At 63.6% G+C, this 13,105-nt stretch carries 17 protein-coding genes; 9 read left to right on the top strand and 8 right to left on the bottom strand.

The annotated features are described in order from the left end of the window. Nucleotides 1-76 precede the first annotated feature (76 nt). On the bottom strand, nucleotides 77-202 hold the full coding sequence (locus EN925_RS41450) for a hypothetical protein (protein ID WP_013528464.1): 126 nt from the start codon (nucleotides 200-202) through the stop codon (nucleotides 77-79). Between the two features lie 312 nt (nucleotides 203-514). On the opposite strand from EN925_RS41450, the gene EN925_RS05945 reads away from it, so the two are divergent. The 3 genes from EN925_RS05945 to EN925_RS05955 all read left to right on the top strand — a co-directional run bounded on the left by EN925_RS05945 (nucleotide 515) and on the right by EN925_RS05955 (nucleotide 2,883). After that, a complete protein-coding gene (locus tag EN925_RS05945) occupies nucleotides 515-1,324 on the top strand; it encodes a transglutaminase family protein (protein ID WP_127368434.1) in 810 nt (269 codons plus the stop codon). Between the two features lie 127 nt (nucleotides 1,325-1,451). Further along, nucleotides 1,452-2,417, top strand: coding sequence for a cation diffusion facilitator family transporter (locus EN925_RS05950; protein WP_127384769.1), 966 nt, complete (start codon nucleotides 1,452-1,454; stop codon nucleotides 2,415-2,417). 61 nt (nucleotides 2,418-2,478) lie between these two features. Then, nucleotides 2,479-2,883 (top strand): GFA family protein, encoded by a 405-nt coding sequence (locus EN925_RS05955; protein WP_013528467.1) that lies wholly within the window; start codon nucleotides 2,479-2,481, stop codon nucleotides 2,881-2,883. Between the two features lie 20 nt (nucleotides 2,884-2,903). Here the strand turns inward: EN925_RS05955 and EN925_RS05960 are convergent, their stop codons facing one another. Further along, entirely contained in the window at nucleotides 2,904-4,175 is a 1,272-nt protein-coding gene (locus EN925_RS05960; protein ID WP_013528468.1) for a DNA recombination protein RmuC, read from the bottom strand. A gap of 103 nt (nucleotides 4,176-4,278) precedes the next feature. Here EN925_RS05960 and def point away from each other — a divergent pair, with 103 nt between their 5' ends. The 5 genes from def to truA all read left to right on the top strand — a co-directional run bounded on the left by def (nucleotide 4,279) and on the right by truA (nucleotide 7,585). Continuing rightward, complete coding sequence (gene def, locus EN925_RS05965; RefSeq protein WP_024502081.1) at nucleotides 4,279-4,809, top strand: peptide deformylase; 531 nt, start codon at nucleotides 4,279-4,281, stop codon at nucleotides 4,807-4,809. Between the two features lie 47 nt (nucleotides 4,810-4,856). Continuing rightward, entirely contained in the window at nucleotides 4,857-5,120 is a 264-nt protein-coding gene (locus tag EN925_RS05970) for a hypothetical protein (protein ID WP_013528470.1), read from the top strand. Between the two features lie 116 nt (nucleotides 5,121-5,236). Next, complete coding sequence (gene fmt / locus EN925_RS05975; RefSeq protein WP_063170946.1) at nucleotides 5,237-6,190, top strand: methionyl-tRNA formyltransferase; 954 nt, start codon at nucleotides 5,237-5,239, stop codon at nucleotides 6,188-6,190. Then, nucleotides 6,187-6,693, top strand: coding sequence for an N-acetyltransferase (locus EN925_RS05980; RefSeq protein ID WP_013528472.1), 507 nt, complete (start codon nucleotides 6,187-6,189; stop codon nucleotides 6,691-6,693). Before fmt ends, EN925_RS05980 begins: the two co-directional genes overlap by 4 nt. A gap of 121 nt (nucleotides 6,694-6,814) precedes the next feature. Then, nucleotides 6,815-7,585 carry a tRNA pseudouridine(38-40) synthase TruA gene (truA, locus tag EN925_RS05985; RefSeq protein WP_127370200.1) on the top strand — a complete coding sequence of 257 codons (771 nt, stop codon included), beginning with the start codon at nucleotides 6,815-6,817 and terminating at the stop codon, nucleotides 7,583-7,585. On the opposite strand, the gene EN925_RS05990 is transcribed toward truA, so the two are convergent. Together EN925_RS05990 and dapE are read right to left on the bottom strand one after the other, a co-directional pair. After that, a complete protein-coding gene (locus EN925_RS05990; protein ID WP_013528474.1) occupies nucleotides 7,552-8,187 on the bottom strand; it encodes a hypothetical protein in 636 nt (211 codons plus the stop codon). The genes truA and EN925_RS05990 overlap by 34 nt on opposite strands. 5 nt (nucleotides 8,188-8,192) lie before the next feature. Beyond that, nucleotides 8,193-9,386 (bottom strand): succinyl-diaminopimelate desuccinylase, encoded by a 1,194-nt coding sequence (gene dapE, locus EN925_RS05995; protein ID WP_127388244.1) that lies wholly within the window; start codon nucleotides 9,384-9,386, stop codon nucleotides 8,193-8,195. Nucleotides 9,387-9,513: 127 nt separating this feature from the next. Here dapE and EN925_RS06000 point away from each other — a divergent pair, with 127 nt between their 5' ends. Beyond that, a complete protein-coding gene (locus EN925_RS06000) occupies nucleotides 9,514-10,554 on the top strand; it encodes a 2-dehydropantoate 2-reductase (protein ID WP_127368969.1) in 1,041 nt (346 codons plus the stop codon). Here the strand turns inward: EN925_RS06000 and EN925_RS06005 are convergent. From EN925_RS06005 to dapD, 4 genes are all read right to left on the bottom strand, one after another. Beyond that, complete coding sequence (locus EN925_RS06005) at nucleotides 10,457-11,230, bottom strand: hypothetical protein (protein ID WP_063169724.1); 774 nt, start codon at nucleotides 11,228-11,230, stop codon at nucleotides 10,457-10,459. The genes EN925_RS06000 and EN925_RS06005 overlap by 98 nt on opposite strands. 13 nt (nucleotides 11,231-11,243) lie before the next feature. Further along, a complete protein-coding gene (locus EN925_RS06010) occupies nucleotides 11,244-11,621 on the bottom strand; it encodes a DUF805 domain-containing protein (protein ID WP_024502086.1) in 378 nt (125 codons plus the stop codon). Then, a complete protein-coding gene (locus tag EN925_RS06015) occupies nucleotides 11,614-11,976 on the bottom strand; it encodes a DUF805 domain-containing protein (RefSeq protein WP_013528479.1) in 363 nt (120 codons plus the stop codon). The genes EN925_RS06010 and EN925_RS06015 overlap by 8 nt, the downstream gene beginning before the upstream one ends. 72 nt (nucleotides 11,977-12,048) lie before the next feature. Beyond that, nucleotides 12,049-12,903, bottom strand: a complete 855-nt coding sequence (gene dapD / locus EN925_RS06020) for a 2,3,4,5-tetrahydropyridine-2,6-dicarboxylate N-succinyltransferase (RefSeq protein ID WP_013528480.1) — start codon at nucleotides 12,901-12,903, stop codon at nucleotides 12,049-12,051. Nucleotides 12,904-13,105 lie beyond the last annotated feature (202 nt).

Consider the following 13,105-nt stretch of genomic DNA (forward strand, 5'->3'; position numbering starts at 1 on the left):
TTTCGGGCGCTCGAGCAACAGCGACCGGCAACAAGTGTCGCCGGCCGTAATCTTATTGCGAAGTGGATCGCCGGACCTACTTGTCCTTGAGCTTCATCGCCTTGACCGGCGGCGCCTTCAGCGCCGGAGCCGGAGCGGGCTTCTTGGCGTCCTTCTTCGGCTTGCGGGCTTCCTTGCCTGCCTTCATCGCACCTTTAGCCATGATTCGTTCCTCCTGATGTGAGAAGCCAAGTGAAACAAGAGAACCGCCCGACCGCAAGGGGTTAGCGACTGTTGCCGCCGACAGCGGATCGCTTTCAACCGGTTTCTAGAGCAATTCACCGTTTCGCGGAAACAGTGAATTGCTCTAACTCTTTGTTTTGACGCAATTCCGGATGGAAAACCGCTTCACACTTTTCCTGGAATTGCTCTAATTTGCTCGTAAACCATGGCGGTCCGTGCCATGGTCATTTTCGCACTGCAGCATCGACCCGAGCTTCGCCGGGCGATCGTCAGGCAGGCCGTCAGGACGACAATGCGAATCCACATCGGCTGCGAGATGAGCTTCGACTTTCCGCAGGAAACGCCGCTCATCGCGATGCTGAATGTGCACTATTCGCGGGCCTCCGATCTCGAGCGGCCGGATTTCCTGATCTCCAATCCACCGGTGCCGATCGAAAGCTATCGCGACAGTTTCGGCAATTGGTGCAACCGGCTTGTCGCGCCGCCCGGGCGCTTCACCTTCGGCACCGACGCGGTGATCCGCGACCCCGGCACCTTCGAGATGGGCGACCTGATGGCCTGGCAGCACGAGGTGCGCGACCTGCCGGCGGACACATTGCTGTTCCTGCTGCCCAGCCGTTTTTGCGAAAGCGACCTTCTGGCTGACGAGGCGTGGCGGCTGTTCGGCAACACGCCGCTGGGTATTCCGCGCGTGCAGGCGGTCTGCGACTTCGTCCACAGCCACATCGTCTTCAACTACGGCAATGCACGGCCGACGCGCACCGCGGCGGAAGCCTATCGTGAACGGAGCGGCGTGTGCCGCGACTACGCGCATCTCGCCGTCACCTTCTGCCGGGCGCTCAACATCCCAACGCGCTATTGCACCGGCTACATCAGCGACATCGGTATGCCGAAGCCATGGGCAAGCATGGATTTCTGCGCCTGGGTGGAAGTCTATCTCGGCGGCCGCTGGCATGTCTTCGACCCGCGCAACAATGCACCGCGCATCGGCCGCATCCTGATCGCCTCCGGCCGCGACGCCGCCGACGTGCCGCTGACCCATATTTTCGGCCCGGGAACGCTTGCCGGCTTCAAGGTGTGGACCAGCGAGATCATCGAGTAGTCGCCGTTTTCCATAGACCGATCTCTCATGGCCGCTGCCGTGGACGACCCGACATTCGCGCGGTGTGATGCCTGTGGAGCTTTAGCGGCCTGGCCGCTAGACTGCGCCTTGAACGGGGGCAAATGCCATGGCCGGGCACGGCGGCTCAAAAAAGGTGATCTACGCGGCGCTCGCCGGCAATCTCGCCATCGCGCTGACCAAGTTCGCCGCCGCCGCCTTTACCGGCAGTTCGGCGATGCTGTCGGAGGGCGTCCATTCGCTGGTCGATACCGGCAATGGCGGCCTGCTGCTCTACGGCATGCACCGCGCCGCTCGCCCGGCCGATCGCACGCATCCGCTCGGCCACGGCCGCGAACTCTACTTCTGGAGCTTCATCGTCGCGCTCCTCGTCTTCGCGCTGGGCGCCGGCGTGTCGTTCTACGAAGGCGCGGTCCATATCATGGCGCCGGAGCCGGTCGCCAACGCCAAGGTAAACTATATTGTTCTGGGCCTTTCCTTCCTGTTCGAAGGCAGTTCGTGGTGGGTGGCGCTGAAGGAGTTTCGCCGGCAGAAGGGCAGGCAAGGCTGGCTGCAGGCCGTGCAGTCGAGCAAGGATCCGAGCGTCTACACCGTGCTGTTCGAGGACAGTGCGGCACTTCTCGGCCTGATCGTCGCTTTCGCCGGCATATTGGCGGCGGAACTGCTGGAGATGCCGGAGCTCGACGGCGCCGCCTCTATCGGCATCGGGCTGATCCTTGGCGCAACCGCGATCTTCCTGGCCCGCGAAAGCAAGGGCCTGCTGATCGGCGAGCCGGCGTCGCCCGAGGTGCAGATGAAAGTGCTGGCGATCGCCCAGCAGGATCCGGCGGTGCAGCGGGCGAACGGCGTCCTGACCGTTCATATGGGGCCGACAGAGATCGTCGCCGGGCTCAGCATCGAGTTCGAGGACCAATTGACGGCGCCCGAGATCGAAGCTTGCGTCGAGCGCCTGGAGGCGCAGTTGAAGAAGGAAATGCCGGAGATCACACGGCTGTTCGTCAAGCCGCAGACGTCAGGCACCTGGGAGCAGCGGCGCAGGCTGATCGATTCCGCATCCGATCCTGCCCTGGACTAAAACCGTGCCATTGCCTCACGGCCTTGCGCCGCTAGATTGAAGGGGCTTTGGAGGAACGAAGATGAGAATAGACGGCGGCTGTCATTGTGGCGCCATCACCTACGAGGCGGAGGTCGATCCGGAAAAGACCACGATCTGCCACTGCACGGATTGCCAGCAACTGACCGGCACGGCTTTTCGCCTTACGGTTCCGGCGCCGGAAAGCAACTATCGCATCACCAAGGGCACGCCGAAAATCTACATCAAGATCGTGGCGAGCGGCGCCAAGCGCACCCAGGCCTTTTGCGCCGACTGCGGTTCGCATCTTTACGCCACGTCTGTCGGAGATGGTCCGAAGGTCTATGGAATTCGCGTGGGGACCGCGCGGCAGCGCCAGGATTTGATCCCGACACAGCAGAAATGGCACCGCTCGGCGCTGCACTGGCTGCCTGAATTTCAGGGCATGACCACGTTGGAGGAGCAGTAGCACCGGTCCGGCACCGCGGCTCAATCGTCGCCTTCGACGACCCTCAGCCTGAGCTGCCCGGTTTTCGAATCGGCAACGCGCGCGCCGGTATCGACCTTGGCGGCGGGCCCCCGTGACGCGGCGTCTACGGCGGCATCGCCGTCGGGCTGCGCGCCGAATTCCAGCGCCTCGATCTTCTGGCCGCGCTTGGTGACCTTCGACGTCGAAACCAGTATGTCGTCGATATCCTTGGCCGACTGGCCGAAATGCACCTGCAGCTTGCGCACCCGCTCATCGACACGTGCAACATCCTCCATCAGCCGGATGACCTCGCCCTGGATCAGGTGCGCCTGTTCGCGCATGCGGGCATCCTTGAGGATCGCCTGGATGACCTGGATCGACAGCATCAGCAGCGACGGCGAGACGATGACGACGCGCGCACGGTGCGCCTTGTGCACGATCGCCTCGAAATTCTCGTGGATCTCGGCGAACACCGATTCCGACGGCACGAACATGAAGGCAGTGTCCTGCGTCTCGCCCTGGATCAGGTATTTTTCCGAGATATCGCGGACATGGATCTCGATGTCGCGGCGGAAGGCCTGCGAAGCTGCCTTCTGCAGATCGGCGCCATCGGCGGCGCGGATGGCGTTCCAGGCCTCCAGCGGAAATTTTGCATCGATGGCCAGCGACGGCGCGCCATTCGGCATCTTCACCAGGCAGTCGGGCCGGCTGCCGTTCGACAGCGTCGCCTGGAACTCATAGGCGCCGTGCGGCAGGCCGTCGGCAACGATCGCCTCCATGCGCGACTGGCCGAACGCGCCGCGCGTCTGCTTGTTCGAGAGGATCGCCTGCAATTGCACGACCTGGCCGGCGAGCGACTGGATGTTGCCTTGCGCGACGTCGATGATCGCCAGCCGTTCCTGCAATTTGGCCAGGCTCTCATGCGTGGATTTGGTCTGCTCGGTCATGGTCTGGCCGAGCCGGCCGGTCATGGCGTCGAGGCGTTGGCCGATCGATTGCGTCAGCTCCGCCTGCCGTGCGCCGAACACTTCCGCAATGGCGCCCATGCGGCCCTGCATTTCGGCCTGGCTTTGCAGAATGCCGGCCATCCGCACTTCCGCATCGCGGGCATGATCGGCGGCTTCCGCGGCCGCCACGGCGCGCGCCTTGGCCGACCGCCACAACGCAATGACCAGCGCCACGAACAGGGCCAGAAACAGCAAAACGCCGAAGGCCAGCGCATGGCCGAGCGTGATCGTTGTGGCGCCAAGCCGGGCGACAGGCTCCGAAAGGATGGTGCTCAAATCATTCATGTGGACAGCATAGACGATTCGCCGCGATAGCACAGATCAAAACGTGAACGCGCCTGATGCCAACCGGTTGACGCGTTTCGCTGGAGGTCTTAGGTGGAACGCCATGCCGATCAAGCCGCTCATCATCCTTCCCGACCCCATCCTGCGCGAGGTTTCCAAGCCCGTAGAGCGTGTCGACGCGCCTTTGCGCAAATTAGCCGACGACATGCTGGCGACCATGTATGATGCGCCGGGCATCGGGCTGGCGGCAATCCAGATCGGCGAGCCGCTGCGCTTGCTGGTGATCGATCTCGCCAAGGAAGACGAGACGCCGGCGCCGCATGTCTTCATCAATCCGGAAATCCTGGAGAGCGCCGACGCGCGCTCCGTCTATGAGGAAGGCTGCCTGTCGATCCCGGATTATTACGCCGAGGTCGAACGCCCCGCCTCCGTGCGGGTCAAATATCTCGACCGCGACGGCAAATTGCAGGAGATAGAGGCCGAGGGGTTGATGGCGACCTGCCTGCAACACGAGATCGACCACCTCAATGGCGTCCTGTTCATCGATCACATCTCGAAGCTGAAGCGCGACATGGTGGTAAAGAAATTCAAGAAGCTCGCCAGGGACAAGGCGCCGGGCAAGCTCGCGGGATAAGGTACGGGAGTCCCCTCCAGGCCTATTGTCGGCAGGATTGCCACCAAATGGAGATGCCGACGGTCGACATGCTGATCAGGGACATTCCTGAGCCTTTGAAGCGCGAGATCGAACTGGCGGCGCGCGAGGTCGGCCAGAGCGTCTCGGACAAGGCCATCGGCCTTCTGCGCAAAGGCATAGTTGCGGAGAGGCCGGCCCGAGAGGAGTCGAGCCTCTCGGCGTGGGCTGCAATTCGCTCGGCTTTCGTATCTGAAAGCGCAATTGGCGATGAATACGCGGAAATCATGGAGAAGATCGAAGCGGAAAGATAGCGCGACGGTCGTCCCGCGACTTCGACGGCCTTGACCTGAAGCTCGTAAACCCGTTTGAAGCGGATGCCTGAGCCGGCACACTGCGCGAGCAAGAAGACAGGATACCGGAAGAAAAAATGCCCCTTCGCGTCATCTTCATGGGTACGCCGGAGTTTTCGGTGCCGACCTTGCGCGCGATCGCCGAGGCTGGCCATGAGATATCAGTCGTCTATACCCAGCCGCCGCGCGCTGCCGGACGACGCGGGCTGGAGCTGACGCCGTCGCCGGTGCAGCGCGAGGCGGAGCGACTGGGCATCGAGGTGCGGACGCCGGTTTCGCTCAAAGGAGAGGCCGAACAGGCCGCTTTTCGCGCCTTGCAGGCCGATGTGGCGGTGGTCGTCGCCTATGGCTTGCTGCTGCCGAAGGCGGTTCTGGAGGCAACCCGGCTCGGCTGCGTCAACGGCCATGCGTCGCTTCTGCCGCGCTGGCGCGGCGCCGCCCCCATCCAGCGCGCCATCATGGCCGGTGACCTGGAAAGCGGCATGATGGTGATGCGCATGGAAGAGGGCCTGGACACCGGTCCGGTCGGGCTGGTTGAAAAGTGCGCCATCGAACCCGATATGACAGCCGGCGATCTGCATGATCGGTTGATGAGTGTCGGTGCTGCCTTGATGGTGGAAGCGCTGGCGCGGTTGGAAGGGAACACCCTGACATTCACCACACAAGCTGTGGATGGGGTGACCTACGCCAAGAAAATCGATAAATCCGAGACTCGCGTGGACTGGACTCGCTCGGCAAGTGAGGTCCACAATCATATTCGTGGCCTGTCGCCCTTTCCAGGCGCCTGGTCGGAGATAGGAATTGGCGGCCGCCAGGAGCGGCTGAAACTGCTTCGCTCGACGCTGTCGCAAGGCCTGTCGCCTTCGGAAGATTTGGGCGAGTCGGGAGGAATTCTCGATGACCGGCTGACGGTCGCCTGCGGGGCAGGCGCGATCAGGCTGGTCGAAGTTCAACGGGCGGGCGGAAAGCCCGCTGCCGCGTCGGAATTCCTGCGCGGGGCCAAGATCGAAAAAGGACTGAAATTCTCATGAGCATGATGTCGATACGCGCGGCAACGCCGCGGGATCGCGAGGCCATCCGCCTCGTCGAGGAACACGCTTTCGGCCAGCAGGCGGAGGCCGGTCTGGTCGACGCGCTGGTGACCGGCGGCGACGCGGTTGCCGAACTGGTTGCGGAAGAGGACGGCCAGGTGGTCGGCCATATCCTGTTTTCGCGGCTGTTCGTCCAGAATGGCGGCAAGACCTTCGCGGCCGTGGCGCTGGCGCCGCTGGCGGTGGAGCCCTCGTTCCATGGCAGCGGCATTGGCGGCGCGCTGATCCGCGAGGCGCATATCCGCCTCAAGGATGGTGGTGAGACGCTGGCCGTGGTGCTGGGCGACCCCACCTATTACGGGCGTTTCGGCTATAGCCACACGCGTGCCGAGAACTTCGAAAGCGAATACCAGGGCGAAGCGCTGCAGGCGCTGGCCTGGGGTGACGCACCAGAAGCAGGCAGGCTGGTCTACGCCTCCGCCTTCACCGCTCTCGCCGCGTAGAACAGTCCGCCGTTTTCACGGAAACGGCGAACTGCACTCCTCTTTGTTTTAACGCAATTCCGAACGGAAAACCGTTTCACACTTTTCCTGGAATTGCTCGAGGCGAGAGCTCTAGCCGCAAATGCCGCGTTTTCGCCTCGACATCGAGTATGACGGCAGCCTGTTTGCCGGCTGGCAGCACCAGGCGGATCAGCCTTCGGTGCAGCAGGCGATCGAGCAGGCGATCGAAAAATTCTGCGGCGAAGCGATCAGGCTGCGCGCCGCCGGCCGCACCGATGCCGGCGTGCATGCGACCGCGCAGGTGGCGCATGTCGACCTCGTCAAGGCGTGGCCGAGCGACAAGGTGCGCGATGCCGTCAACGCCCATCTGCAGGCGACCGGGGCGCGCATCGCCATCCTGAAAGCGACGGTGGTCTCCGACAGTTTCGACGCCCGCTTCTCGGCCATTGGCCGCCACTATCTCTACCGCATCCTGAACCGCCGCGCGCCGGCCGCGCTCGACAAGGGCAAGGTGTGGTGGGTGCCGAAGCGGCTCGACGCCGGCGCCATGCACGAAGCGGCAAAGGTCCTGCTCGGACGGCATGACTTTACCACCTTCCGCTCGACCCAGTGCCAGGCCAACAGCCCGATCAGGACGCTGGAACGGCTCGATGTGAGCCGACAAGGCGACATGATCGAGGTCAGGGCTTCGGCGCGCTCGTTCCTGCACAACCAGGTGCGTTCGATGGTCGGCTCGCTCAAGCGTGTCGGCGACGGCGGCTGGAGCGCGGCCGACCTGAAAACAGCGCTCGAGGCGCGCGACCGCGCCGCCTGCGGCCAGGTGGCGCCGCCCGACGGGCTGTTTCTCACCGGTGTCGATTATCCGGTCGAGACGAGCCCGGAAAGGCTCTGAACTCCGACATCGTCCGGGACGGTGATGCCGAGCAACGTCTGCAGGCCGAACAGCACCAGCAGCGACGCAATGAACATGCCGACGAAAACGGCCGTGCCGACCGCTGCGCCCCTGCCCATCGTGGCATTTGTCATGCGCCAGGTCAGCACCATAGAAAGGGCAAAGAGGAACAGCGACACAAGGCTCGAAACCTGGCTTGCGGACGACAGGAAAAGCCGGATCAGCGCCGAAGGCAGCATCAGCCAGGCGGTGATGGCCGAAGCCCAGTTGCTGGCAACGACGTAGTGGACGAAGCGGCCGCCTATGCCGGCGCGCGGCGCGATGAAAGCGAGCGCAACCAGCGGCAGCACCCAGGAGCCGATGTCGACCGTCGCCAGGCGCACCAGCATGCTGAAGCGCCCCGCGAAGGCGTCGGGATCGCCGATTTCGTTGGCGATGCCGACCCAGCCGACGATCAGCGCCGGTGCTGCAACGACAATGGCGAAGAAGGAATTCCAGAAGCCGTCGGCCGACAGGTCGAGCAGGCGCAGGCCGTCGGCTCTGCCGAGCATCAATCGCCAGGCGCCCGTCAGCGAAGCTTGGGTTTCGTCCGCCGAAAGCATGCTGTTCAGCCCTGTCCGAACCAGTCTTCTATGAAGCGCTGGTAGATTTGCGTCAGCGTCTCGAGGTCGGCAATGGCGACGCGCTCGTCGACCATGTGCATGGTCTTGCCGACCAGCCCGAACTCGACCACCGGGCAATAGTCCTTGATGAAACGCGCGTCGGAGGTTCCACCGGAGGTCGACAGCGTCGGCTCCTTGCCGACCGCCGACTTGATCGAGCCGCGCAGCATTTCGATCAGCCTGTCGTCACGGGTCAGGAAGACATGGCTCGGCCGGTCGCGCCAGACGAGCTCGTAGTCGACCGGCATCTTCTTGCCCTGCCGGTACTTCTTGCGCCTGGCCGCCTGGTCGAGCCGGTTGTGGATTTCGGCCTGCAGGGTCTCGTCCGTCCAGGTGTCGTTGAAGCGGATGTTGAAGGTCGCGGTCGCTTTGGCCGGGATGACATTGGTGGCCGGGTTGCCCACATCGATGGAGGTGATTTCCAGATTGGTCGGCTGGAAATCCCTGGTTCCCTTGTCGAAAACCGGATGCAGCAAGGCATCGACCAGGCTCATCAGCCCGCGCACCGGATTGTCGGCAAGCAAGGGATAGGCGACATGGCCCTGGCGGCCATTGACGGTGACGGCGCCGGACATCGAGCCGCGGCGGCCGATCTTGATCATGTCGCCCAGCGCATCCGGGTTGGTCGGCTCGCCGACGACAGAGGCATCCCATTTCTCGCCCCTGGAAGCCGCCCATTCGAGCAGCTTGACCGTGCCGTTGATCGCGGGGCCTTCCTCGTCGCCGGTGATCAGCAGCGAGACCGAGCCTTTCGGACCGCCATTGGCCTCGACATGGCGCGCCACGGCGGCGATGAAACAGGCGATGCCGCCCTTCATGTCGACGGCGCCGCGGCCATACATCTCGCCATTGGCGATCTCGGCGGCGAAGGGCGGATGCGTCCAGGCGGCTTCGTCGCCGACCGGCACCACGTCGGTGTGGCCGGCGAACATCAGATGCGGGCCATTGCCGGAACGCCTTGCATAGAGGTTTTCGATATCGGGCGTGCCGTCTTCGGAAAACACCGGCCGATCGACCAGGAAGCCGAGCGGTTTGAGCATCGTCTCCAGCGCGGTCAGCGCACCGCCCTCAGCGGGCGTCACCGAAGCGCAACGGATAAGGGCGGCGAGGTTTTCGGCAGGATCGGTCGGCAGCGTCATGGCAAAAGCGATAGTCGAAAGCGCAGGGCCTGTCACGGCCAGACATAGGGGCCAGCCTCATGGCTGGCGATACCGCCGATATTATGGTTTTCATGTCGTATAGTTGCGACCCGGCGCGGGCGACAGGATGGCAGACAAGGACAAACGGATCGTCATAGCCGGTGCCGGCAGCATCGGCTGCTATGCCGGCGGCTGCCTGGCGCTGGCCGGCCGAAAGGTCATTCTGCTGGCCCGGCCGCGCATCGAGGCAGCGTTGCGGCAGGGTGGATTGCGGGTCAGCGACCTCCAGGGCCGCGATCGCTCGATCAAGCCGGAGGCGCTTGCCGTCACCACCGATCCGGCCGCCACCCTGCCGCAGGCGGACGTGATCCTGGTCACGGTCAAGAGCGGCGCCACTCAGGACATGGCGGATCTTATCAAAGCTCATGCCCGGCCCGACGCCGTGGTGATCAGCCTGCAGAACGGTGTCGACAATGCCGACAGGCTGCGTGCCGGACTTGGCCGGCGAACGGTGCTGGCCGGCATGGTGCCGTTCAATGTGGTGCAGTCGCCGGACGGCGAGCTGCCGCTGCGCGTGCACCGCGCCAGCGACGGCAAGGTGATGGTCGAGGATGGCGATGCCGGCCTGGTCGGCCTGCTTGGCGTCGAAGGGTTTGCGGTTGAAGCGCATGGCGACATGAAGGCGGTGCTGTGGGGTAAGCTGCTGATGAATCTGAACAACGCGCTGGTGGCGCTTTCCGGCCTGCCGCTGGCAACCGAACTGGCCGACCGACGCTGGCGGCTGATCCTGGCCGGCCAGATCGACGAGGCGCTGACGGCACTGAAAGCGTCCGGCATCGAGCCGGCGCGGATCGCCGGCCTGCGGCCGGCGCTGCTGCCGAAAGTGCTCAGGCTGCCGGACTGGCTGTTCAGGCTCTTGGCGCGGCGCATGCTGGCGATCGACCCGCAGGCGCGCTCGTCGATGTGGGACGATCTTCAGCGCGGCCGGCCGACGGAGATCGACGATTTGCAAGGTGCCATCTTGCGGCTGGCGGGGAAGGCCGGCACGCCCGTGCCGACGGTTCAGCGGATCATCGCCTTGGTGCGCGCGGCGGAAGCGGAGCGGCTTGGCTCGCCGGGCCTGGCGCCGGAGCAGATTGTTGCACCGGCCGGCCGTCGATCAACGTGATCTTCTGCCAGATTTTCCGCGACAGGTTGGACGCCAGGTTCTCGATGTCGTTGACGCCGTCGATGACCACGTCGTCATTGACCGACTGCGCGAACAATGCGGCGATCTTGCCGGTGATCGACAGCATTTCGGAGCAATAGTCGAGGTAACGCGCCAGGTCGGCGGCATTGGTGATGCGGGCGGGCGAATGCGACGTCGGCTTGAAATCGGCCGACAGCGCCGCCGGATCCTTGGTCAGCTGGTGCATGTCGATGACGTGGATCAGCGAGCGCAGGCCATGCAGCTGGCGAAAGACCTGCTTGCGCTTGATGCGCTCCTCAGAGCGGATCAAGGCGAGAAATCCGACAATGGCGAGGATGAACATGTTGAGCGAAGCTTCGATGCCTTGCACCGACTGGACGGCATCACCCGGTTTGGAAATGCGGTCGAATGGCAGGACGGTGCCGACGAAGATGAACATCAGTGCGCCGGCAACGACAGCGGCGACGATGAGGCCGCGCAGCCACCAGATCGGCGCTTCCAGGGCCTTGGCGCCCTGTGCCAGGTCGCGCGACAGCGAGACCAGTTCGGCGGCAACGCCGCGCAGGCCGGCATCGGGGAAACGCTCCGCAACGCGCGTCTCCAGCCGTTCTGCGGTCTCGATGATCAGTTTCGGATCAAGCGTACGGTAGCGCATGTCCGATCGAACCTCAGGGTTGTGCTGGCTCGTTGGTGCGCCGGCCGTAGCGGTTGGGTCCAGGCTGCCCCGGAAACAGGCACAACACAAGGAAGGCCACGATCGAGACCACCGGCACGAACAAGATCAGCGCCGCAATGCCCGGCTTGTCCAAATCGTGCAGCCGCTTGACCGCCAGGGCAATGTTCGACCACAGCGAGGCGATGAAGGCGACGAAGAAGATGAACGACCACATGTTGCTCTCGGCCGAACCTTCCGGCACCAGCGTGAAGCGGTAGAGCGGGAAGGCCTGGATGATGGCGACGAGCAACCCGCCAAGAAAATAGGCCGCGCGACTGACGCGGCCCGAGGTTTTGAAGAAAAGCCAGGTGAGATCTGATCTGTCAGGCAAGCGGGTCCGGTCCATATTGATTGGCGCCCCTGGCGCCTTCGAGAATGCCGCATTCCACCAGAAACCAGATCGGGCCGATCAATGGCACCAGCATGATCAGGCTCCACCAGCCCGACTTGCCGCGATCATGCCAGCGCTTGGCGTAGACTGCGAGTGCGAAATAGATCGAGGCCAGAGCGATGAGAATGCCGATGATGCCGATCTGGGCGCCACTGGCCGTGGTGATGCGTGTACCGAGGATCGCATCGAGAATAAAGGCAACGATGCCAATGACGATGAAAACGCCAATCGCGGCCCAGAACTTGCCACGGTTGATGCGACCGTCAAAACTTGTGAGCAGATACTTCCAGTCCATGTCACCCCTCCATGATGAACCCGCGCGACCGATTGTCGCGCCGGCGGAAGGTGCGCCCGCTTTGCGCAAAGATCAATCGCGCAGCAATTCGTTGATCGAGGTCTTGGACCTGGTTTTGGCGTCGACGCGCTTGACGATGACGGCGCAGTAGAGGCTCGGACCCGGCTCGCCGTTCGGAAAGGGCTTGCCCGGCATCGCTCCGGCGACGACGACGGAATTCGGCGGCACTTCGCCGTAGAAAATCTCGCCGGTGGCGCGGTCGACGATCTTGGTCGACTGGCCGATGAAGACGCCCATGCCGAGCACCGAGCCTTCGCGCACGATGCAGCCCTCGACCACTTCCGAGCGCGCGCCGATGAAGCAATTGTCCTCGATGATGGTCGGACCTGCCTGCATCGGCTCCAACACGCCGCCGATGCCGACGCCGCCGGAAAGATGCACGTTCTTGCCGATCTGGGCACAGGAGCCTACCCCGACCCAGGTGTCGATCATGGTGCCTGTATCGACATAGGCGCCGACATTGACGAAGGACGGCATCAGCACGGCGCCCGGCGCGATATAGGCCGAGCGACGCACGATCGACCCCGGCACGGCGCGAAAGCCCTCCTTTTCGAAATCAACAGCGCCCCAGCCATCGAACTTCGACGGCACCTTGTCCCACCACGTCGCTTCGCCGGGACCACCCTTGATGATCTCCATCGGGTTGAGCCGGAAGGACAAAAGCACGGCCTTCTTCAGCCACTGGTTGACATGCCACTTGCCGTCGGCCTGCCGCTCGGCGACGCGGACGGCGCCGCGGTCGAGCAGGTCAAGCGCCGACTGGATGGCATCGCGCGTTTCGCCGCGCGTCGCAGTCGAAATCGCATCGCGTTCCTCGAAGGCCTTCTCGATGGTCTTTTCGAGGCTCGCCAGATCGGGCTTCGACATGAATTCGCTCCATTACCAAGCTGTTAAGGGGCTGAGCCTTAACCTGTTTTGAAAGTCGCGCGGACCCTATGTTAAGGCTTAATGGGGGTCAATCGCGTGTGCGTCACGGGACGGCGCAGTTAAGGGAATTGGACGGGTAGTTATGACTCCTATGGAAAAGGCGGGGTGGACGCCGCTGCCGCATTCGGACGAGGATCTGGAG

This window comes from Mesorhizobium sp. M7A.F.Ca.US.006.04.2.1 (genome assembly GCF_004022915.1).
Lineage (GTDB): Bacteria > Pseudomonadota > Alphaproteobacteria > Rhizobiales > Rhizobiaceae > Mesorhizobium > Mesorhizobium ciceri.